Source organism: Streptomyces sp. NPDC059255 (assembly GCF_042752355.1).
Lineage (GTDB): Bacteria > Actinomycetota > Actinomycetes > Streptomycetales > Streptomycetaceae > Streptomyces.
This window is the reverse complement of sequence record NZ_JBHYZP010000020.1, coordinates 70,906-91,335: the sequence shown is the minus strand read 5'-3', so window position 1 is coordinate 91,335 and position 20,430 is coordinate 70,906. Positions and strand designations below refer to the sequence as shown.

Here is a 20,430-nt window from a genome sequence, read left to right as displayed (position 1 = left end):
CTCAGGCGAGGGCCACCCTGAACTCGGTGATCCGCCGGAAGGTCACCTGGCCGGCCCAGGCGGGCGGTGCGGCGAGCCGCAGCCCCGGTACCCGGTCGAGCAGCGCCGTGAGCAGGGACACGGCCTCCAGCCGGGCCAGCGGAGCGCCGAGGCAGTAGTGGATTCCGCTGCCGAAGCTGAGATGTGACGCGCCGCGCCGGATGTCGAAGACTTCGGGGTCCTTGTACTGCCGCGGGTCGTGGTGCGCGGCACCGACCATGAGCTGCACCATCTCCCCGCGGAGGACCTTCGAGTCGCCCAGTACGGTGTCCTCGGGCGCCACCCGGCTGATCATGTGGATCGGCGGGTCGTAGCGGAGGGACTCCTCCACCGCGCCGGGTATGAGCTCGGGGCGGGCGCGCAGCCGGTCGAACCGGCCGGGGCGCCGCAGCAGCATCAGGGCCATGGTGTTGAGCAGGTGGGTCGTGGTCTCCAGCGCGGCTTCCAGGACGAAGAAGGCCAGGGCGTGGACCGCCGCGTCGGCCTGTTCCCGGTCGGGCTCCATGGCGTCCCACGTCCTGATCCAGGAGGAGATGGGATCGTCTCCGGGCGTCCTGCGCCGCTCCCGTATCACTTCGCTGAAGTAGTCCTGGAGCCGCTGCGTCGCGATATCCGATCGCGTGAGTTTACTGGGGGGCGGAAACAATTCCTGAGTGAGCACTTGTTCATTGACGAGCGAGCGAAGCAACGGGTAATCGTCGGCGGGTAGTTCGAGCCATCCACCTATCGACATCACCGGCAATTGCTCGGCTATCAGCGAATTGAAGTCCGCCTCCCCCGAACTCAGTTCTTCCTCAAGTGTGTCGACCAGTCCCGCCACTGTTCTGTCCATCGACATCTTGATCTGTTCCAGGAACCCCCTGTCGAAGAGGGTTCCCGTGGAACGGCGCATTTTCGTGTGCAGCGGCGGATTCAACATCGGGAGTGTTTTCGCCGCTTGCCGAGAGGCGGGTGAATGCCAGCGTGCGTTATTTCCCTGACCGGTTCGCCACGTGTCGTCGGGGACCTTCCACTCCCTGCTGCGGAGCACCTGATCGCACAGGTTGTACGAGGTCACCAGGTGTCCGCCCCACGGGGCGGGGATGGTGTCGCCCAGTTCCCTCAATTCTGCGTAGAGCGGTAGAGGATTTGACTGACCCTTCGCGGAGCGCAGTCTGGAGAACAGGGAAACGATGGTCCGTCGGCCGTCGCCGGCGGAAGTCAGGGAGGGATCCATGGGGACTCCTTGTCAAGAAATCACGCGGGATTCGCCAGCCCTGTCTACCCTTGTTCCGTAACGCTCATGCAGCAGTCAGTCACTCGGTGTTGTAGCCAATCTCACGCTTTCCACCACGTGAGGAAGCCGCTCCAGAAGCCGCCCTTCTGCGCACGCCCCCGATGTTCGGCGGGCTGTGCGGCAGCGCCCGGTGTACGAAGGGTGCCCGGGGTGCGGGAAGGCGACGGCGCCTCTTGTTTCCGTACCGGTGTGAATCGCGCGGGAAGCGTATTGAGCGCGCGGTGGATCGGGCCGGGCCGCCAGGTCAAGTTGTCGGCGGGAACACTGAGTTCGACATCCGGCAGGCTGTTGAGCAGCTTCTCGATCGCCAGCACCGAGATGAGCATCCCGAGGTCCTTGGCCGGGCAGGCGTGCGGACCCGCCCCCCACGCGAGGTGGGCGCGCTTGCTGAGCGTCTGACGGCTCGTCGACAGGCTCGGATCGGTGTTGGCCGCCGCGAAGCTGATGACCACGGGGTCGCCCGCGTCCAGCTTGCTTCCGGACAGATCCACGTCGTACACCGGGTAGTGCACGGCGTAGTTGGCTATCGGCGGGCTGTTCCACAGCACGTCGTTGATGGCGTCCTCGACGAGGAGACCCGCGCCGTTCTGGTCACCGGCGTACTTCGAGTCGGAGAGCAGGAGGAGCAGGGCATTGCCGATCACGTTCTGCGTCGGCTCGTTGCCGGCGCCCACGAGGGTGATGAGCTGATGGATCATCTCCTCGTCGGTGAGCCGCGCCGGATGCTGCATCAGCCAGGAGGTGATGTCGTCGCCGGGCTGGGCGCGCTTGAGGGCGACCAGCTCCAGCAGAGCCTGCGTCGTCACCTCGTTCGCCTTCTCGACGTCGACGCCGTCCATGAGGCTGGCGATGCCGAAGACCAGCCGGTCGCCGATCTCCGCCGGGCAGCCGAAGAGGTCGTTGAAGACCAGCAGCGGGAGGAGCTGCGCGTAGTCGGTGACCAGGTCGACCCGGCCCCGGCTGGTGAACTGGCTGATGAGGTAGCGCGCGACGCGGTCCACGTGCCGGCTGACCCGGTGGGTGTCGACCCGGCCGAGCGACTCCGTCACCGCCTGGCGCACCCGCATGTGCTCCGCGCCGTCCGAGAAGAGACAGTTCGGACGGTAGGCCATCATCGGGACGATGGGGCTGTCCTGCGGAATCCGGCCTTCGTTGAGCGCACGCCAGCGGCGCGAGTCACGGACGAAGGTGTCGGGGTTCTGGAGGACGTGGAGCGCCGCGGCGTAGTCCGTGACGAGTGACGCATCCACCCCCGGGGCCAGTTCGACGGGCGCGGCGGGACCGAAGTGCCGCATGTAGGTGTAGAACGCGTCCGGGTCCCTGGCGAACTCCTGCGTGTACAGGGGGATCCCCTGCCCGCTGTTGTGCGCCGGGCAGCCCGGTGGCGGGGAGGGGAAATCCGAAGGGGATTGCATCTGCCGAAGCTCCTAGTTGAGGCGTGACTGAAGGTAACGGACGAGGGAGATGAGAGCGTTCGCCGAGGAACGCTCGTCCCGCGCGTCACAGCTGACGAGGGGTGTCTCGGGGAGCAGGTCGAGCGCTTCCCGGATTTCCTGGTCCCCGTGGTTCGGCCGGTCGTCGAACCGGTTCACGGCGATCGCGTAGGGGATGCCGTAGTGCTCGACGAGGTCCATCACGGGGAAGGACTCCTCCAGCCGTTCCGGGTCGACCAGGACCAGGGCCCCGAGGGCGCCCCGGGTCATGTCCTCCCACACCTGGACGAAGCGCTGCTGGCCCGGCGTGCCGAACAGGTAGAGGACCAGCCGGTCGCTGAGGGTGAGGCGGCCGAAGTCCATCGCCACCGTCGTGGTGGTCTTGCCGGGCGTGCCCTTGAGGTCGTCGATGTCCTCGCCCGCCTGCGTCATCACCTCTTCGGTGCGCAGCGGAGGGATCTCGGACATGGTCCCGATGAATGTCGTCTTGCCGACGGCGAAATGCCCGACCACAAGAATCTTCGCGGCGGTCTGTACCGACTCACGCAGATAGACGCCGTCATCCAAAACGGGCTTGAAGGCCATTCAGCACCTCCTCAAGTATGTGCCGCTCGACCAGCTTCGCGGGAGGTATGGGGGCACGGGTGACGAGGTACCCCTCCTGCGTGAGATCGGACAGCAGAATTTTCACGACCCCGACAGGAAGCTGGGTGTGTCCGACTATTTCGGCGACGGAGAGATGGCCACCCGCGCACAACTCCAGAAGATCGCGCTTCTCAGGGTCGAGATGTCCCGCTCTGGGGGTGTCCTGAACCGTCGTGACCAGCGTGATCAGTGAGAACTCGTGGTCATCGAGCAGACTGCGGCCGTTGGTGATGACATACGGACGTACTAATTGCGGGGCGACTGGTTCCTGATCCGGCTCTTCTGGTGTGGTCATGCTTTCGTATCAGCAATCTCGCGAGGGGGACTGGTCAAGGCCTTGCCGAGCTGGCCGACGAGCTGCTGCATGCGGAAGGTGATCTCGGCCATGTCCACCTCCGGTGTTGCCGATACGCCGAGATAGGCGCCCTCGCCGGCCGAGATGAGGAATGCCCAGCCGTGGTCGAATTCGACCACCGTCTGTCGCCACTGGGGCCGGTTGTTCGGCGGAGTTCCGCAGAACTCGGCCAGGGTGCGGCTCAACGACTGCATTCCGCTCATCGCGGCGGCGACGGTGTCGGCGTGGTCCTTGCCGACTTCCTTGGAACGAGCCATGAGGAGACCGTCGGCAGAGACGAGAATCGCGTGACGTGCTTCGGGCACTTCCAGAGCACTGTCAAGCATCCATGACAGATCGTAATTCACTGATTCTCATGCCCTTCACTGCTTGTGTTGTTGAAACGGCGGCCGGACTGCGTTCCGCGCTGGAACGCGCCCATCACGGAAGCGGCCTGCTCGTGGTCACGAGTCGGCGCCTCCGTGGTCTCGGCGGCCGGAACGATCGAGATCGCGCCTCGGCGACGGCGTTTGGGGAGACCCCCGAAGGTGGTCGTGGGCGCCGCCGGAGTCTCTTCGGGCGGCATCGGGGAGGACGCGGCCACGGTGGGGAACTCCTTGGGCTCGGGCCGGTGCGCGGGCTTGAGCTCCGGCCGCCGCGAGGGCTTGGGCTCGGGCTGGGGAGCGGGCTTGGCCTCGGGCTCCGGCATGGCGGTGAGCAGCTCCTCGGGCAGCAGCACGACCGCGCGCACCCCGCCGTAGGGAGAGGTGGAATCCACGGACACGGTGAAGCCGTACCGCGCGGCCAGCACACCGATCACGGTGAAACCGAACTGCGGAGGATTGCCGAGACCCGATACGCCGGGAGAACGCTCGCTCGACAGCAGCCCCGCCGCCCTGGCCTTCTCCTCCTCGTTCATGCCGACACCTGCGTCGTCGACAATGATGCAGACGCCCTTGGGCACCGGCCGGATGTTGATCTCGATGATCGTTTCCGGCGCGGAGTAACTGGTGGCGTTGTCGAGGAGTTCGGCGAGCGTGAGCGCGACGGGCTCCACCGCCCGGCTGACGATCGCGAAATTACTCTGGGCGCGGATTTCCACACGCGTGAAGTGGCGGATACGGCCCTTGGCGCTGCGCACCACGTCGTAGAGCGACGCGGCGGCGCGCTGCCGGCCCAGCCATCCGTCGCAGAGAACGGCGATGGACTGGGCGCGCCGCGCGAACTGCGAGTTCATGTGGTCGATGTCGAGGAGGTCCTGGAGAATCTGGAGTTCCCCGTACTTGTCCTGAAGCTTGGTGATGGCGAGCTGCTGCTCGCTCGCCAGACCCTGAAGCGTTCGCATCGCCGACTTCAGCGCGGTCTTGGTGGCTTCTTCCGCCCTGTCCTTGGCCTCTTCGACGGCCTCGGCGTAATGGTCCTCAAGATTCGCGTAATGCGCCTTGAGCTCTTGTTTCTCCTTTCTCAGCTCGGCAATTGACTTCCTACCGCGAATGATCGCGGTCGCGGCGAGAGGAGTACCAGCGATGAGACCCCAAAGCGCTGGATCCTGGAGGTATTGCGTCATAAGGCTCTCTTCGGGCGAGTAGGCCACCGGGTACTGAATGTCTGGAGAATGCGTTGAGAATGGCTCGCGGTCACAGACATACGGGATAGGCCGCGCACGCTCGCCTGCCGGACTGCCTTGAAAGGCCCGGCTAATGGCATAGTTCTCCCCGGGACGGCGGATTTCTGGGCCGATGCGCTGACTTTCCTTCTATGCCATAGCGGGTTTGGCACCACTTGGCAAGCTCGGCGATCTTATCACCACGGCATGTGCCTCCGGCCAGGTCGTTCTGTTCTCTTTCTGGCGTCTGACGGTAATTCAGCGGTGTTTCCCTTTTGGGGTCGTTGGTGATCGTTGGGCGCCGGTCGGAGGCCCGTCCGGCCCCGTGTCGTTGCCTGCCCTTGCGGGTAAACCTCCCTTTTGCGCCATGGGCTGTCACATGCCGGAGGCACGCCCGTGATGAGGTGATGGGGAGGTCGTGGGGAGGTCGTGGTGATGTGTGGGGACGTGCGCGACCGTGAGCGATCGTGTGGAGAGGTGTGGGGACCTGTGGGCCCCCTCGACCGGCCCGTGCCCCGGTCCCTGCCGCCGTCAATTCGGAGGAGTCCCGGCGGCGGTCTCGTTAGGGTGCGGGAATGGGTGACACATACAAGGATCCCGGCACGCCGGACCGGCGGAGCGCCGCGCGCTACCTGTGGTGGCTGGTGACCAGTCAGCGGGGACGGGTGGCGGCCGGCGCGCTGTGGGGCAGTGTCTGGATGGCCGGCCTCACGCTCCCGCCGTACCTGCTGTCCCGGGCGATCGACGACGGCCTCGCACCGGGAGACGGGCCGGCCCTGTGGGGCTGGAGCGGCGCGCTGCTCGCGGTCGGCTCGGCCAACGCGCTGGTGGGCCTGGCGCGGCACCGCACCATGACCCGGGTCCGGATGGACGCCACGTTCCGCACCGTACGCGTCGTGGTCCGCCAGGCGACCACGCTCGGCGCCACACTGCCGCACCGGATCACGGCCGGAGAAGTCGTCACCATCGGCATATCCGACGTCATCGCGATGAGCCAGGCCCTGACTGTCACCGGCCCCGGCGTCGGCGCGGCCCTCGCCTACGTCGTGGTCGCCGGGCTCCTGATGTCCGTGTCGCCGGTCCTCGCCGCCGTCGTGCTGCTCGGCGTACCGCTGCTCGCGGTCGTACTCGGCCCGCTGCTGGGGCGGCTGCAGGGCAGGGAGGCGGCGTACCGCGAGCGGCAGGGCGCGCTCGCCGCACGCTTCGTCGACATCGTCGGCGGGCTGCGCGTGCTCGGCGGACTCGGCGGCAAGGACGTGTACGCGGCGCGCTACCGGCGCGACTCCGGGCGCCTCAGGGACGAGGGGTACCGGGTCGGGGCCGTGACCAGCTGGATCGCGGCGTTCGGCGTCGGCCTGCCCGCGCTCTTCCTGGCCGTCGTGACCTGGCTGGCGGCGCGGCTGGCCGCCCGGGGAGAGATCTCCCTCGGTGAACTCGTCGCGGTGTACGGCTACACGGCCGTTCTCGTCGTCCCCGTCTGGTTCTTCATCGAGGGCGGTTACGACGTGAGCCGCGGCCTGGTCTGCGCGCGGCGGGTCGTACAGTTCCTGGAACTGAAGCCCGAACAGGCCGACGCGGACGCGCGTTCCGGAGCCGGCGCGGATCCGGCCGACGGGGACGACGGCGGTACGCCGGGGCGGGCGCCCGCGTCCCCGGCCCCCTTGCGCGATCCCGCCTCCGGCGTCGAGGTGACGCCCGGGAGCCTCACGGCGCTCGTCGGCGCCCGCCCCTCGGACGCCATGGAAGTGGCCGACCGGCTGGGCCGGTTCACCGCCTCCGGCGCGACCTGGGGCGGGGCCCGGCTCGACACGATCCCCCTCCGCGACATCCGCGACCGCGTCCTCGTCGCCGACAACGAGGCCGACCTCTTCGCGGGCACCCTCCGCGACGCCGTCGAGGGCCGCCGACGCCGCGAGGACGAGGCCGTCGAAGCGGCGATCGCCGCCGCCGCGGCCCAGGACATCGTCCTCGGCCTGCCGGACGGCCTCGACTCCGACCTCCTCGGCCAGGGCCGTAACCTCTCCGGCGGTCAGCGCCAACGGGTTCGGCTGGCGCGGGCGTTGCTCGCCGACCCCGAGATCCTGATCGCCGTCGAACCCACCTCGGCCGTCGACGCCCACACGGAAGCCGCGCTCGCCGCCGGGCTGCGCGCCGCCCGGGCGGGCCGCACCACCCTCGTCACCACCACCTCCCCGCTGATGCTGGAGCACGCGGATACGGTCCACTACCTGGTCGACGGCCGTACGGAGGCGGTCGGCACCCACCGGGAACTGCTCGCCGAACAGGCGGGCTACCGCGCCCTCGTGGCACGCGGCACGGAGGACGACGAGCCGGACCGGTACGAGGAGGCCGTGCGATGACCGCGGGCGAGAAGAACAAGAAGAGGGAGAAAGGCGAGCAGAGGACGGAGAGCGCCCGGAGAACGCCGGCCGGACTGCCCGTGGCCGATCCGCCGCGGGTACGCCGTGCCGCGCTCGCGCTGGTGCGCCAGGACGGACGCGCCTTCGCCGCCGCGATCGGCCTCAACGCCCTCGCGGCGGTGGCCGGTCTCGCCGGCCCCTGGCTGCTCGGCCGCATCGTCAACACCGTCCGGGACGGTGGCGGTGTGGCCGCCGTCGACCGGTACGCGCTGATCATCCTGGTGTGCGCGCTCGCCCAGCTCCTGCTGACCCGGTACGCCCGCTACGTCGGACACCGCTTCGGCGAACGGACCTCGGCGCGGATCCGCGAACAGTTCGTCGACCGGGCCCTCGGGCTGCCCGCCCCCGTGGTGGAGCGGGCCGGCGCCGGTGATCTGACGGCGCGCGGCACCACCGATGTCACCGCCGTCGGCACCACACTGCGTGATGCGGGCCCGGACGTCTTCATCGCCGGGATCCAGGTGCTGTTCATCCTGGGCGCGGTCGTCGCCCTGGCTCCGCCGCTCGGTGCCTGTGGGCTGATCGGCCTGGTCGGCATCTGGTTCGCGACCCGCTGGTACCTGCGCCGGGCGCACACCGCGTACCTGGCGGAGGGCGAGGCCAACTCGGCGCTGGCGGAGATCCTTTCGGCGACGGCGGCGGGCGCGCGCACGGTCGAGGCGTTCGGGCTCCAGCAGCGCCGCCTCGACGCCTGCGAGGAGGCGGTGAAGCGGTGCGAACGCACCCGTACCAGGACCCTGTTCCTGCGCAGCGTCCTCTTCCCCGCGGTCGACGCCTCGTACATCGTCCCGGTCGTGGCGGTCCTGCTGGCCGGAGGCGCGCTGCACGACCAGGGCCTGGTGAGTCTCGGGGCCGTCGTCGCCTGCGCGCTGTACATGCGCCAGCTCGACCAGCCGCTCGACGAGATCCTGCGGTGGGTGGAGCAGGTGCAGAGCAGCGGGGCGTCCTTCGCCAGGGTCGAAGGGCTGGGGGAGACGCCGGGCGGTCACCGGCCCGGGAGCCCGGCCCGGCGGCGCCTCGTTCCGGACGGCGACCGGATCGAGGTCACCGGTGTGCGGTACGCGTACGACGGCGGGCGCGACGTGCTGCGCGGTGTCGATCTGACCGTACGGCCCGGCGAACGGCTCGCCGTCGTCGGACCCTCCGGCGCCGGGAAGTCCACGCTCGGCAGGCTGCTGGCGGGCATCGAGAAGCCGGGGGAGGGCTCGGTCACGGTGGGTCGGGTGCCGATCGCCGCGCTCGACCCCGAGGATCTGCGCCGCCAGGTGGTCCTGGTCACCCAGGAACACCATGTCTTCCTCGACAGCGTCCGGGACAACCTCCTGATCGCCGCGCCCGGCGCCACGGACCCGGAGCTGCGCGCGGCCCTCGCCACCGTCGGCGCGGACTGGGCCGACGAGCTGCCGGACGGCCTCGACACCGTGCTGGGCGCGGGCGGGGTCGAACTGGACGGCGCCCGCTCGCAGCAACTGGCCCTGGCGCGCGTGGTGCTGGCCGACCCGCACACGCTGATCCTCGACGAGGCGACCGCCCTGCTCGACCCGGCGACCGCGCGCCACGCGGAACGTGCGCTGGCGGCGGTCCTCGACGGCCGTACGGTCATCGCCATCGCCCACCGGCTCCAGACGGCGCGCGACGCCGACCGGGTGGCCGTGATGGACGACGGCCGGCTCACCGAACTGGGCACGCACGACGCGCTGGTGGCCGAGGGCGGCGCGTACGCGAAGCTGTGGGGTTCATGGCACGGGGACGCGTCGCGGTAGCCGGCCCCCGGCCCCGTCAGGCCCCCGGCCTCGGCCCCGTCAGGCCACCGGCGCCGGGGGCGACGGCGTGAGCTGCTCCGCGAGCCAGGTGGGGACGCCGCCCAGGAGGCGGAAGAGCCGGGCCGCCTCGGCGCGCAGGCGGGAGGCCTCCGGTTCGGGCTCCGCGTCGGCCAGCGCCGCCAGCGCCGGGGCCGTACCGACCAGGTAGCCCAACTCCTCCCGGATCCGCAGGGATTCGCCGAAACCGTGTCGCGCCTCGGCCAACTCGCCCTCTCTCAGGGCCAGTCCGGCGAGATGGCGCCAGGTGAAGGAGAGCAGCAGTGTGTGGCCGTGCGCCGTCGCCGCGGCGTGCGCCCTGCGGTACGCGGCGCGGGCCGACTGGGGGGAGTCCGAGAGGTGTTCGGCAACCAGCCCGCGCCGGAAGTCGAGCAGGGCGCGGCCCGGCTCGGTCGGGTCCAGCAGCGCGGCGGCACGTCCCAGGGCCGAGCGCGCCTCGTCCGCGCGGTCCCGGACGCCGAGGACGGTCGAGGCGTAGGCGAGATGCCCCCGTTCGCACGCCGCGGCGCCCCGCTCGTGGTCCTCACGGGCCGCCGCCTCCGCCGCGCGCAGCGCGTCCTCGGCCTCCGGCCAGCCGTCGCCGGTGAACAGACAGCGCTCCACGAGCAGCGCGGCCCGCTGGAGCGCCGGGTCGGGGGAGTTGGCGTGCGGCGCCAGCAACGCGGCCGCGTCGGTCCAGCAACCGCGTGAGCGCAGCCGCCATACCGCGGTCTGGAGCGGGTCGTCACCAGCGGTGGTTCCGGAACCGGACATGGCGGTATACGCCACATTGCCCTCCCCAAGCGCGCCATTGTGCTGTTGAGTGTGGACGCATCTCAGCATGGATCAGCACGCCGGGCCAATAGGTCAGGTGAAAAAATTCACAATCACTTGAGCGCCGGGGGTGGTACTGGGGGCGCGCGGCCCGGGTGCCCGTGGTGGCCCCTCTCCGGCCGTACGGGGCAGGAGCCGCGGCCGTCACCCCTGCCACCTGGGGCGATCGCCCCGCCCCGGGACGAGGCCGGGCGGCAGCCGCCGGTCACCGCCCGCCACGGCCCGGCGCGGCTCCCGCAGGCTCCGGCCGCCGAACGCCCCATGGCCGGTTCGGGTGACGGCGGTCAACGGGACGCGACAGCGCGCACGGCGGTCCGTGAGGTGGTGCCTGGGGTGGTCCATGAGGTGGTCCGCGTGGCGCAGACGTGGCCGGTGCGTGGTGAAGGTATGGCGGTCGCGTGCTGATCGCCGCCCGCAAAAGGCGTCTGACCAGCGGCTGTTAGCTTGTGGGTCCGGTCAGTCAACGGAGGGGGAGAGAAGTGCGCAAGGCGGTACACAGGACGGTTGCCTCGGTGGCCACGATCGTCGCGGGACTGGTGCTCGTCGGCTGTGGAAGCGGTGACGGCGACACGGCGGATCCGAAGGCGAGCGCGGCGAGCACCGGCACGGGCGCGGGGTCGGACACCGGGGCGGGGGAGGCGGCGCCGAGCCCCGAGACCCCGGCCGGGGGCACGCTCACCGACCGCGCCGCCGGGTCCTGGAAGTCCATCGTGGACGCGACGTCCGACGACGCCCTGGAGACCCTGACCGTCGCGGACGGCAAGGTCACGGCCAAGGGCCCGAAGCTCGACTGCACCGGCACCCTCGACACGGCCGGGAAGGGCGGGGCGGACGCACCCTCCCTGACCCTGTCGTGCGGGGACGGCACGGACGGAGGGCGAGGCGCGGGCACCGTCAAGATGAAGGGCGAGGACGCCCTGGCGATCGACTGGGCCGGCCCCGAAGGCGGCTTCGGCGGCCCGGTCGACAGCTTCCGCAGGTCCTGACGGCCGTTCGGCGGCGGGGCCCGGCGGCGCGGCGGCCCGGCGCCCAGGATCTGTCGTTCGGACCGGACCGTGAGCCCGGTCCGAACGGCGGGTCCTGGTGCCGGTCGCGGCCCTAACTCATGCGCAGCGCCAGGAAGAAGTCCAACTTGTCCTCCAGGAGCGACAGGTCGCGCCCCGTCAGCTGTTCGATCCGGCCCACCCGGTACCGCAGCGTGTTCACATGCAGATGCAGTCGCGCCGCGCAGCGGGTCCAGGAGCCGTCGCAGTCGAGGAACGCCTCCAGCGTGGCCATCAGTTCGGCCCGGTGGCGGCGGTCGTAGTCGCGCAGCGGGTCCAGCAGCCGCGCGGTGAACGCCCGGCGTACGTCGTCGGGGACGAACGGCAGCAGCAGGACGTGCGAGGCCAGTTCGTGGTGGCCGGCCGCGCAGACACGGCCCGGACGGGCCGCCGCCACACGGCGGGCGTGCCGGGCCTCCTCCAGGGCGCCCCTGAGCCCTTCGGCGGAGTGCACCGCGGCGCTCACACCGAGCGTCAGCCGGCCGTCGTCCCCGAGCCCCGCGGCGAGCGGCGCCCGTACGGCGGCCAGCAGCGCCTCCGCGTGCAGCCGGGGATCCGCCGGCCCCGTACCGCCCGCCGCGTCCGGCACCCGCGCCGAGGCCGCCCCCGGCACCGTCGGCTGAGCGGCCCCCGGTGCCGGTGCCGGTGCCGAAGTGGCCGGAGCCGTTCCCGGTGCCGTCGGTCGGACGGGGTCCGGCGCCGGTGTCCCCGTGCCCTCCCCCTCCGCAGCCGTCAGCGGTACCAGCGCGATCGCCTCGTCACCCATGTGGGCTACCGCGATACGGTCCCCCGAGTCGGTTCCCACCGGTCCCGCAGGTCCCACCGGTCCCGCAGGTCCCACCGGTCCCGCAGGTCCCACCGGTCCCGCAGGTCCCACCGGTCCCGCAGGTCCCGCAGGTCCCACCGGTCCCGCAGGTCCCACCGGTCCCGCCAGGATCTCCTCCAGCAGCGCCCGCACCACCGGGGCGCCGTCGCCGCCCCCTCCTGCGGCCTCCGGCTCCGCCCACTCGATCCGCGCCACCACGACCTGCCAGTGCGGCACGGCCCCGCTGAGCCCAGGCAGCAGGACCGGGGCCGCCACCCGCAGCCGGGCTGCCGTCTCCGCGGGGGCCGCGCCCGCCTGGACCAGCTCCAGCACCTCCTGGGCGAGCCGGCGCCGTACCGTACGGGCCGCGTCCCGCCGGTCCCGCTCCACCGCGATGAGCTGGGTGACGCCCTGGAGCAGGTCGAGCCGCTCCTCCGGCCACTCGCCCGCGTCCGCCTCGACCGCCAGCAGCCAGTCGGCCAGCGCCGCCCCGCGCGCCCCGGCCGCGCCGCCGCCCTGCGCACGGACCGGGAAGAGGGAGTACACGACGCCGTCGACGGCCGTACGGTACGGACTCCGCAGGCCCGCGCGCGCGGCGGAGAGATGGTCGCCCGCGAGCGCGGCGGCCCGCGCCGCGGGCAGCGGCGCGCCGGACCCCGCGATCTGCCGCCCGGTGGGGGAGAGCACCCAGGCCCGCAGGTCGAGATCGGAGCCGAGGAGGCCGAGTATCCCCTCGGGGCCGCCGCCCGCCGGACCCGAGGTCATCAGCCGGCGGTGCCGGTCCACCACGGCCGCCAGATCCCCGGCGCGCACCCCGGAGACCTGGCGGACCACGTGCTCGGTGATCGTGGCGAACGCGACCTTCTCGTGCACCGCGAAGAGCGGCAGCCGGTGGCGGGCGCACGCCGCGACCAGGTCGGCGGGGATGTCGCCCAGCTCCGCCTCGCCCGCCGCGAGCCCGGCGACCCCGGCGCCCGCGAGGATCCGTACGAACGGTTCCGAGTCCTCGGCCCCCCGGCGCCAGGCGAGGCCGCTGAGGACCAGCTCGCCGCCCGAGAGATAGCGGCTCGGGTCCCGCAGGTCGGTGGTCATCACCCCGCGCACGGTCCGGTCCAGCTCGTCCTCGCCGCCGAGCAGCCGCAGCCCCAGCGCGTCGGTCTCCAGCAGTGCGCGCAGCCGCATCGTGTCGCCGCCGATCTCTTTCCTCGTCCGCTGTCCGGGGGCCGCTCGCGCGGAGCTGCCACCCCACCGGAAGTGCCTTACGTTGCGATGGGAAGACCTCTCGGTTACCGGAACCCCATCATTCGTTCGAATCTACAAGACGGAGTGGCGGACCAGCCAACTCCTTCATGGTTTCGGTGACTGCACCGGGCGCGTCGGCGGCTTGTGTACTGGTGGGCAGCCGCTCCGCGGCCGACCGCCGTGCACGTGCCGCTCCAGCCGCTCCAAGAAGAGAGCCACTCATGGACTTCCTTCGTCCCGGAAGCTGGGAGGAGGCGCTCGCCGCCAAGGCCGAGCACCCCACCGCCGTGCCCATCGCGGGCGGCACCGACGTCATGGTCGAGATCAACTTCGACCACCGGCGGCCGGACCGCCTCCTGGACCTGAACCGCATCCGCGAACTGGGCGACTGGGAGGTCGGCGAGACGGAGGTAGCGCTGGGCGCGTCCGTCCCGTACACCCGCATCATGGAGCACCTGCGCGCCGAACTGCCCGGTCTCGCCCTCGCCTCGCACACCGTCGCCTCCCCGCAGATCCGCAACCGCGGCGGCGTCGGCGGCAACCTCGGCACCGCCTCCCCGGCGGGCGACGCGCACCCGGCGCTGCTCGCCGCGGGCGCCGAGGTGGAGGTCGCGTCCGTACGCGGCTCCCGGCGCATCCCGATCGACGCGTTCTACACCGGTGTGAAGCGCAACGCGCTCGCGCCCGACGAACTCATCAGGGCCGTCCACATCAGGAAGGCGGACGGACCGCAGCAGTACTCGAAGGTCGGCACGCGCAACGCGATGGTCATCGCCGTCTGCGCCTTCGGGCTCGCGCTGCACCCCCGCACCCGTACGGTCGGCACGGGCATCGGCTCCGCCGCCCCCACCCCCGTCAGGGCGCGCGACGCCGAGCTGTTCCTGAACGCGGCGCTCGACGAGGGCGGCTTCTGGGACAGCCGAAAGGTCATCACACCGTCGATCGTGAAGCAGTTCGCGGACCTCGCCGCGGCCGCCTGCAACCCCATCGACGACGTCCGCGGCACCGCCCCCTACCGGCGGCGCGCGGTCGGCATCATGGCCCGCCGTCAGCTCGGCTGGGCCTGGGAGCGGTACCGGGCCTCCGGTCACGGCCCCGGCGGACTCGAAGGAGCTGCGTAACCATGCGTGTCCATTTCACGGTCAACGGGCGCGAGCAGGAGGCCGACGACGTCTGGGAGGGCGAGAGCCTGCTCTACGTGCTGCGCGAGCGGATGGGCCTGCCGGGCGCCAAGAACGCCTGTGAGCAGGGCGAATGCGGTTCTTGTACGGTACGGCTCGACGGCGTCCCGGTGTGCGCCTGCCTGGTCGCGGCCGGGCAGGCCGAAGGGCGGGACATCCTCACCGTCGAGGGCCTGGCCGACCACGCCAGGAAACGCGCCGCCGCTGCCAATGGGACCGCCGCCGCCCACGGGACGGCCGCCGAAGAGACCGCCGACGGCGACGAACTCGCCCCGATCCAGCGGGCGTTCGTCGAAGCGGGCGCCGTTCAGTGCGGCTTCTGCACCCCCGGGCTGCTGGTCGCCGCCGACGAGATGCTGGAGCGCCACCCCTCCCCGAGCGACGGCGACATCCGCGAGGCCCTCTCCGGCAACCTCTGCCGCTGCACGGGGTACGAGAAGATCCTGGACGCGGTCCGCCTCGCGGCCGCCCGGCAGGCCGCCCGCCAGGAAAGGGCGGTGTGACCGCCATGGCCACCACCGGCATCCCCACCAGCCTCACCCAGGGCTCCGGCACCCGCGGCGGCATAGGCGAGTCGACCCTCCGCCCCGACGGCACCCTCAAGGTCACCGGCGAGTTCGCGTACGCCTCCGACCTGTGGCACGAGGACATGCTCTGGGGCCACACCCTGCGCTCCACCGTGGCCCACGCCGAGATCCGCTCCATCGACACCGCCGAGGCACTGGCCACCCCCGGCGTCCACGCCGTGCTGACGTACGAGGACCTCCCCGCCGCCGTCACCCACTACGGCCTGGAGATCAAGGACACCCCCGTCCTCGCCCACGGCAAGGTCCGGCACCACGGCGAGCCGGTCGCCCTCGTCGCCGCCGACCACCCGGAGACCGCCCGCCGCGCCGCCGCGAAGATCCGGGTCGACTACGCGGACCTGCCGGTCGTCACCGACGAGGCGTCCGCGACCGCCCCCGGCGCCCCGCTGATCCACGAGCACCGCACCGACCACTACGCGGGCCACGTCCCGCACCCCAACGTGCTCCACCGTCAGCCGGTGATCCGCGGCGACGCCGCCCGGGCCGCCGAACGCGCCGATGTGATCATCACCGGCGACTACGTCTTCGGCATGCAGGACCAGGCGTTCCTCGGCCCCGAGTCCGGCCTAGCCGTGCCCGCCGAGGACGGCGGCGTCGACCTCTACGTCGCCACCCAGTGGCTGCACGCCGACCTCGCCCAGATGGCGCCCGTCCTCGGCCTCCCCGAGGAGAAGGTCCGCATGACGCTCTCCGGCGTCGGCGGGGCCTTCGGCGGCCGCGAGGACATCTCCATGCAGATCCACGCCTGCCTGCTCGCGCTGCGCACCGGCAGGCCGGTCAAAATCGTCTACAACCGCTTCGAGTCCTTCTTCGGCCATGTCCACCGCCATCCGGCCAGGCTCCACTACGAGCACGGCGCGACGCGCGACGGCAGGCTCACCCACATGAAGTGCCGGATCGTCCTCGACGGCGGCGCGTACGCCTCGTCCTCCCCGGCCGTCGTCGGCAACGCGGCCTCCCTCTCGGCGGGACCGTACGCCGTGGAGGACGTCGACATCGAGGCTCTCGCCCTCTACACCAACAACCCGCCCTGCGGCGCGATGCGCGGCTTCGGCGCCGTCCAGGCGTGCTTCGCGTACGAGGCCCAGATGGACAAGGTGGCCGCCGCGCTCGGCATGGACCCGGTGGAGTTCCGCCGGATCAACGCCATGGAACAGGGCACCCTGCTGCCGACCGGCCAGCGCGTCGACTCCCCGGCGCCCGTCGCCGAACTGCTGCGCCGCGTCAAGGCCCGCCCCCTCCCGCCCGAGCGGCAGTGGCTGGTGGCGGGCGAGGAGGCCGACGTACGGGCGCTGCCCGGCGGCCTCTCCAACACCACGCACGGCGAGGGGGTGGTGCGCGGCGTCGGCTACGCGGTCGGCATCAAGAACGTCGGCTTCTCCGAGGGCTTCGACGACTACTCCACCGCGCGCGTACGGCTCGAAGTGGTGGGCGGGGTGGCCGTCGCCGTCGTGCACACCGCGATGGCCGAGGTCGGCCAGGGCGGGGTCACCGTCCACGCGCAGATCGCCCGTACCGAACTCGGCGTCACCCAGGTCACCATCGTTCCGGCGGACACCCGGGTCGGCTCGGCGGGCTCCACCTCCGCCTCCCGGCAGACCTATGTCACCGGCGGCGCCGTCAAGAACTCCTGCGAGCACGTCAGGGAGCGGGTCCTGGAGATCGGCCGGCGCAAGTTCGGCATGTACCACCCGGCCTGGGCCACGGCCGAACTGCTGCTGGAGGACGGCAAGGTCGTCACCGACGGGGGCGAGGTGCTGGCCGCCCTGGTGGACGTCCTGGAGGACGAGGCGGTCGAGGTGGAGCGGGAGTGGCGGCACCGCCCGACCGAGGCGTTCGACCTCCGTACGGGACAGGGGAACGGCCATGTCCAGTACTCGTTCGCCGCGCACCGCGCGGTCGTGGAGGTCGACACGGAGCTCGGGCTGGTCAAGGTGGTCGAACTGGCCGTCGCGCAGGACGTCGGCAAGGCGCTCAACCCGCTCTCCGTCCTCGGCCAGATCCACGGCGGCTCCACGCAGGGGCTGGGCGTCGCGGTGATGGAGGAGATCATCGTGGACCCCGTCACGGCGAAGGTGCGCAATCCGTCCTTCACCGACTATCTGATCCCGACGATCCTCGACACGCCGACCATGCCCGTCGACATCCTGGAACTGGCCGACGACCACGCGCCGTACGGGCTGCGCGGCGTCGGCGAGGCGCCGACCCTCTCGTCCACCCCGGCGGTCCTCGCGGCGATCCGCGCGGCAACGGGCCTGGAGCTGAACCGTACGCCCGTACGCCCGGAACACCTCACCGGCACCTGACACCCGTTGGTGCGGCCCCGTTCCCGCCCTGCCCCGCCCCGAGGAGACCGACCGACATGCTGGACATCGCCGAAGAGCTGCACCGCTGGGCGGGGGAGGGCCGCGACATCGCCGTCGCCACCGTCGTGGCCGTCAGCGGCAGCGCGCCCCGGCAGCCGGGCGCCGCCCTCGCCGTCGACGGCGAGGGCGCGGTGATCGGCTCGGTCTCCGGCGGCTGTGTGGAGGCCGCCGTGTACGAGCTGTGCCGGCAGGCGCTCCGCGACGGGAACACGGTCCTGGAGCGCTTCGGATACAGCGACGACGACGCCTTCGCCGCCGGACTCACCTGCGGCGGTGTCATCGACGTCCTCATCACCCCGCTCCGGCCCCGCACCCCCGCCGGGGCGGTGCTCGCGGAGGCCCTCGGCGCCGCCGCGCGCGGGGAGCCCGCGGCGCTCGCGCGGATCACCGAAGGACCGGCCGGACTCCTCGGCCGCGCCCTGCTCGTACGCCCCGACGGCTCGTACGAGGGCGGCTTCGGCGGCCGTCCGGAGCTGGACCGCACGGCGGCGGACGAGGCACGCGCCCTGCTGGACACCGGCTCCACGGGCCAGGTCCTGATCGGCGAGCGGGGCGCGCGCTGCGGGCGGCCCCTGACACTGCTGGTCGAGACGAGCACCCGGCCCCCGCGCATGATCGTCTTCGGCGCGGTCGACTTCGCCGCCGCGCTGGCCGGAGCGGGAAAGTTCCTCGGCTACCACGTGACGGTGTGCGACGCGCGGCCCGTCTTCGCCACGCGCGACCGGTTCCCGGCCGCCGACGAGGTCGTGGTGGACTGGCCGCACCGCTACCTCGCCCGGACCGAGGTCGACGCCCGTACGGTGCTCTGCGTGCTCACGCACGACGCCAGGTTCGATGTGCCGCTCCTGGAGCTGGCGTTGAGGCTGCCCGTGGCCTTCGTCGGCGCGATGGGGTCACGGCGGACCCACGCCGACCGCGACCGGCGCCTGCGCGAGGCCGGCCTCACCGCCGCCGAACTGGCCGGGCTGCACTCGCCGATCGGCCTGGACCTCGGCGCCCGTACCCCCGAGGAGACCGCCCTGTCCATCGCGGCGGAAATCGTCGCCACCCGGCGAGGCGGCACCGGCGCCCCGCTGACGGACGCCCGGACCCCGATCCACCACGACGGGGCACGCGCGGGGCGCCGCCGGCTCGGGTCCGCCGCCTGACCGGCCGGTCCGTCGGGCGCCGGTACAGAACGGGGGAGCGGAAGGGAAACGGCGCAAGGCGTCCTCTCCGAATGTCGGATTCAGATTCGCCCCGAAGCTGATCGACTGGCGATAGTGGACAGCCTTTTCCCTTAGACTGTGCTGCGTCTCAGGAACCCCGAGAATGGATTAATCGCATGGCTCAGATCGCTCGGAAGGGCGCGAGGAACGCGAGATTCAAGAACCCCGCAGCGCCCAAGCTTTCGGCGAATCCACGATTGGCGGAGATGCCCCGTGACAAATTCGAACACGATGCAGTCATCAGGGGGGTGAGGTACGACGGGACCAGCTTCGTCGGTCTCTCGGTCGAAGCCCTCGAAGCCGAGGGATGCAGCTTCGAAAACGTGCGCTTCACTGGCACTGACCTGCGGCAAACCCAGTTCAGCGACTCGCGGTTCGAGACCTGCGACTTCGCTCAACTGGTCACGCAGGACGTCTCGCTCATCCGCTGTCACGTCACCGGCAGCCGCATCACCGGGGCGTCATGGAAGTCTGGAACATTCCGTGACGTGCGCATCGAAGGGTGTCAAATCAGCCCTGCAATGTACCGGCATATGAAGCTCTACAGCGTCGTATTCAGCGATTGCAAAATGATCGGAGCCGACTTTCAGGCAGCCGAAATGCACAACGTGCGCTTCGAAAACTGCGACCTCACCGGAGCGCAGTTCGCAAACGCAAAAATGGGCGTCGTCCGCTTCGAGAATTGCACCCTCATCGACGTAGGCGGCGGCGCCAGTCTCAAGGGGGCGACGGTGCAAGGCCCAGGGGCGATGGAGCTGGCTCTGAGCCTTGCCCGCGAAGCGGGAATCCTGTTCGAGCCGTAGACCGTCAGGCAGTGACCGGCAGGTAGCCCGCGTACTCCGGACTGGAGATCGCGCGGGCTCAGCTCGCTGCCGCTGTGCGAACCCCGAAGGCGACCAGCACGGCTCCCGCCAGGCGAGTCATCCCACGCCGGAATCGATGTGTGTCGATTGCCGAGCGCGCGGCGGCGACCACGGACACCCAGAACAGTAGCCATACCAGCACGACGGCTGTGTGTACGACCGCAAGCATGGCGATCTGGGGCGCGATGGGGCGGCTGGAGGTCAGGAACTGGGGCACCAGGGTGAGATAGACCGACGCGGCCTTGGGATTGAGGACGTTGGACCACAAACCCTGGCCAAATCCCCCCAGGTGGGTCCACGGCAGGCGCCATCGCCTGCCGGTCGTTGATTCGACGCCTCGACGTGCTGAACGCCACGTGGTTATGCCCAACCAGATGAGATAGATACCGCCCAGGAGCTTCACCATCGTCAGTGCCCGGGCCGACGACATGACGAGGGCAGACAGGCCGACCGCGGCAAACGTCGCGTGGACCAAGAGCCCGCATACCGAGCCAAATGCGGCGCGCACCCCATCGGACCGCGCACCCGCAACCACTTGATGCGTGACCAGCGTCAAGCTCGTGCCAGGGATCAATGTCAGGGGAGTGACTGCGGCCACGAAGCCGAATACCAGATGCCATTGCACGCAACGAGCTTACGCAGCGCGGGACCTGGGTTGACGGCGGTTGGCGAGTTCACGACTCCCTACGGTGATTGGTCCGTTACGCGGATAGCGTGACGGGACGGACGCACGTACCGGTACGAGGTGT

Annotated in this window: 17 protein-coding genes; 8 read left to right on the top strand and 9 right to left on the bottom strand. The window is 71.0% G+C overall.

The window, feature by feature from the left end; genetic code table 11:
- Position 1: 1 nt before the first annotated feature.
- The 6 genes from ACFXKG_RS23240 to ACFXKG_RS23215 all read right to left on the bottom strand — a co-directional run bounded on the left by ACFXKG_RS23240 (position 2) and on the right by ACFXKG_RS23215 (position 5,294).
- Positions 2–958, bottom strand: a complete 957-nt coding sequence (locus ACFXKG_RS23240) for a cytochrome P450 (RefSeq protein ID WP_384842193.1) — start codon at positions 956–958, stop codon at positions 2–4.
- Positions 959–1,356: 398 nt separating this feature from the next.
- Positions 1,357–2,730: a cytochrome P450 gene (locus tag ACFXKG_RS23235; protein WP_384842190.1), complete on the bottom strand. Its 1,374-nt coding sequence runs from the start codon at positions 2,728–2,730 to the stop codon at positions 1,357–1,359.
- 12 nt (positions 2,731–2,742) lie between these two features.
- The gene (locus ACFXKG_RS23230; RefSeq protein WP_384842187.1) at positions 2,743–3,333 is read right to left on the bottom strand and encodes an ATP/GTP-binding protein; all 591 of its coding nucleotides are present in this window, start codon (positions 3,331–3,333) and stop codon (positions 2,743–2,745) included.
- A complete protein-coding gene (locus ACFXKG_RS23225; RefSeq protein ID WP_365808176.1) occupies positions 3,308–3,688 on the bottom strand; it encodes a DUF742 domain-containing protein in 381 nt (126 codons plus the stop codon). The genes ACFXKG_RS23230 and ACFXKG_RS23225 overlap by 26 nt, the downstream gene beginning before the upstream one ends.
- Positions 3,685–4,095, bottom strand: a complete 411-nt coding sequence (locus ACFXKG_RS23220) for a roadblock/LC7 domain-containing protein (RefSeq protein WP_384842183.1) — start codon at positions 4,093–4,095, stop codon at positions 3,685–3,687. The genes ACFXKG_RS23225 and ACFXKG_RS23220 overlap by 4 nt, the downstream gene beginning before the upstream one ends.
- A complete protein-coding gene (locus ACFXKG_RS23215; RefSeq protein WP_384842180.1) occupies positions 4,092–5,294 on the bottom strand; it encodes an ATP-binding protein in 1,203 nt (400 codons plus the stop codon). Before ACFXKG_RS23215 ends, ACFXKG_RS23220 begins: the two co-directional genes overlap by 4 nt.
- A gap of 614 nt (positions 5,295–5,908) precedes the next feature.
- Between ACFXKG_RS23215 and ACFXKG_RS23210 the strand changes: the two genes are divergently transcribed.
- Entirely contained in the window at positions 5,909–7,693 is a 1,785-nt protein-coding gene (locus ACFXKG_RS23210) for an ABC transporter transmembrane domain-containing protein (protein WP_384842177.1), read from the top strand.
- Positions 7,690–9,516, top strand: a complete 1,827-nt coding sequence (locus tag ACFXKG_RS23205) for an ABC transporter ATP-binding protein (RefSeq protein ID WP_384842174.1) — start codon at positions 7,690–7,692, stop codon at positions 9,514–9,516. Before ACFXKG_RS23210 ends, ACFXKG_RS23205 begins: the two co-directional genes overlap by 4 nt.
- 39 nt (positions 9,517–9,555) lie before the next feature.
- Here ACFXKG_RS23205 and ACFXKG_RS23200 read toward each other — a convergent pair whose 3' ends face one another.
- The gene (locus tag ACFXKG_RS23200) at positions 9,556–10,326 is read right to left on the bottom strand and encodes a hypothetical protein (protein WP_384842171.1); all 771 of its coding nucleotides are present in this window, start codon (positions 10,324–10,326) and stop codon (positions 9,556–9,558) included.
- A 572-nt stretch (positions 10,327–10,898) separates the two neighbouring features.
- Between ACFXKG_RS23200 and ACFXKG_RS23195 the strand changes: the two genes are divergently transcribed.
- Complete coding sequence (locus tag ACFXKG_RS23195; RefSeq protein WP_384842168.1) at positions 10,899–11,372, top strand: hypothetical protein; 474 nt, start codon at positions 10,899–10,901, stop codon at positions 11,370–11,372.
- Positions 11,373–11,484: 112 nt separating this feature from the next.
- Here ACFXKG_RS23195 and ACFXKG_RS23190 read toward each other — a convergent pair whose 3' ends face one another.
- Positions 11,485–13,416: a PucR family transcriptional regulator ligand-binding domain-containing protein gene (locus ACFXKG_RS23190; protein WP_384842165.1), complete on the bottom strand. Its 1,932-nt coding sequence runs from the start codon at positions 13,414–13,416 to the stop codon at positions 11,485–11,487.
- Positions 13,417–13,697: 281 nt separating this feature from the next.
- Between ACFXKG_RS23190 and ACFXKG_RS23185 the strand changes: the two genes are divergently transcribed.
- The 5 genes from ACFXKG_RS23185 to ACFXKG_RS23165 all read left to right on the top strand — a co-directional run bounded on the left by ACFXKG_RS23185 (position 13,698) and on the right by ACFXKG_RS23165 (position 19,621).
- Positions 13,698–14,597, top strand: coding sequence for an FAD binding domain-containing protein (locus ACFXKG_RS23185; protein WP_384842162.1), 900 nt, complete (start codon positions 13,698–13,700; stop codon positions 14,595–14,597).
- Between the two features lie 2 nt (positions 14,598–14,599).
- The gene (locus ACFXKG_RS23180; RefSeq protein WP_384842159.1) at positions 14,600–15,160 is read left to right on the top strand and encodes a (2Fe-2S)-binding protein; all 561 of its coding nucleotides are present in this window, start codon (positions 14,600–14,602) and stop codon (positions 15,158–15,160) included.
- Between the two features lie 5 nt (positions 15,161–15,165).
- A complete protein-coding gene (gene pucD / locus ACFXKG_RS23175; RefSeq protein ID WP_384842384.1) occupies positions 15,166–17,550 on the top strand; it encodes a xanthine dehydrogenase subunit D in 2,385 nt (794 codons plus the stop codon).
- Between the two features lie 56 nt (positions 17,551–17,606).
- The gene (locus ACFXKG_RS23170; RefSeq protein WP_384842155.1) at positions 17,607–18,758 is read left to right on the top strand and encodes an XdhC family protein; all 1,152 of its coding nucleotides are present in this window, start codon (positions 17,607–17,609) and stop codon (positions 18,756–18,758) included.
- Between the two features lie 176 nt (positions 18,759–18,934).
- Entirely contained in the window at positions 18,935–19,621 is a 687-nt protein-coding gene (locus ACFXKG_RS23165) for a pentapeptide repeat-containing protein (protein WP_384842152.1), read from the top strand.
- Positions 19,622–19,679: 58 nt separating this feature from the next.
- On the opposite strand, the gene ACFXKG_RS23160 is transcribed toward ACFXKG_RS23165, so the two are convergent.
- Positions 19,680–20,306: a LysE family translocator gene (locus tag ACFXKG_RS23160; protein ID WP_384842149.1), complete on the bottom strand. Its 627-nt coding sequence runs from the start codon at positions 20,304–20,306 to the stop codon at positions 19,680–19,682.
- Between the last annotated feature and the right edge of the window lie 124 nt (positions 20,307–20,430).

Bases quoted from the DNA above. Each gene is read 5' to 3' on its own strand.
- ACFXKG_RS23215 (WP_384842180.1), bottom strand. From the start codon at position 5,294: ATGACGCAATACCTCCAGGATCCAGCGCTTTGGGGTCTCATCGCTGGT.
- ACFXKG_RS23230 (WP_384842187.1), bottom strand. From the start codon at position 3,333: ATGGCCTTCAAGCCCGTTTTGGATGACGGCGTCTATCTGCGTGAGTCG.
- ACFXKG_RS23180 (WP_384842159.1), top strand. From the start codon at position 14,600: ATGCGTGTCCATTTCACGGTCAACGGGCGCGAGCAGGAGGCCGACGAC.
- ACFXKG_RS23190 (WP_384842165.1), bottom strand. From the start codon at position 13,416: ATGCGGCTGCGCGCACTGCTGGAGACCGACGCGCTGGGGCTGCGGCTG.
- ACFXKG_RS23210 (WP_384842177.1), top strand. From the start codon at position 5,909: ATGGGTGACACATACAAGGATCCCGGCACGCCGGACCGGCGGAGCGCC.
- pucD (WP_384842384.1), top strand. From the start codon at position 15,166: ATGGCCACCACCGGCATCCCCACCAGCCTCACCCAGGGCTCCGGCACC.
- ACFXKG_RS23165 (WP_384842152.1), top strand. From the start codon at position 18,935: ATGGCTCAGATCGCTCGGAAGGGCGCGAGGAACGCGAGATTCAAGAAC.
- ACFXKG_RS23205 (WP_384842174.1), top strand. From the start codon at position 7,690: ATGACCGCGGGCGAGAAGAACAAGAAGAGGGAGAAAGGCGAGCAGAGG.
- ACFXKG_RS23185 (WP_384842162.1), top strand. From the start codon at position 13,698: ATGGACTTCCTTCGTCCCGGAAGCTGGGAGGAGGCGCTCGCCGCCAAG.
- ACFXKG_RS23235 (WP_384842190.1), bottom strand. From the start codon at position 2,730: ATGCAATCCCCTTCGGATTTCCCCTCCCCGCCACCGGGCTGCCCGGCG.
- ACFXKG_RS23240 (WP_384842193.1), bottom strand. From the start codon at position 958: ATGTTGAATCCGCCGCTGCACACGAAAATGCGCCGTTCCACGGGAACC.
- ACFXKG_RS23225 (WP_365808176.1), bottom strand. From the start codon at position 3,688: ATGACCACACCAGAAGAGCCGGATCAGGAACCAGTCGCCCCGCAATTA.
- ACFXKG_RS23200 (WP_384842171.1), bottom strand. From the start codon at position 10,326: ATGTCCGGTTCCGGAACCACCGCTGGTGACGACCCGCTCCAGACCGCG.
- ACFXKG_RS23170 (WP_384842155.1), top strand. From the start codon at position 17,607: ATGCTGGACATCGCCGAAGAGCTGCACCGCTGGGCGGGGGAGGGCCGC.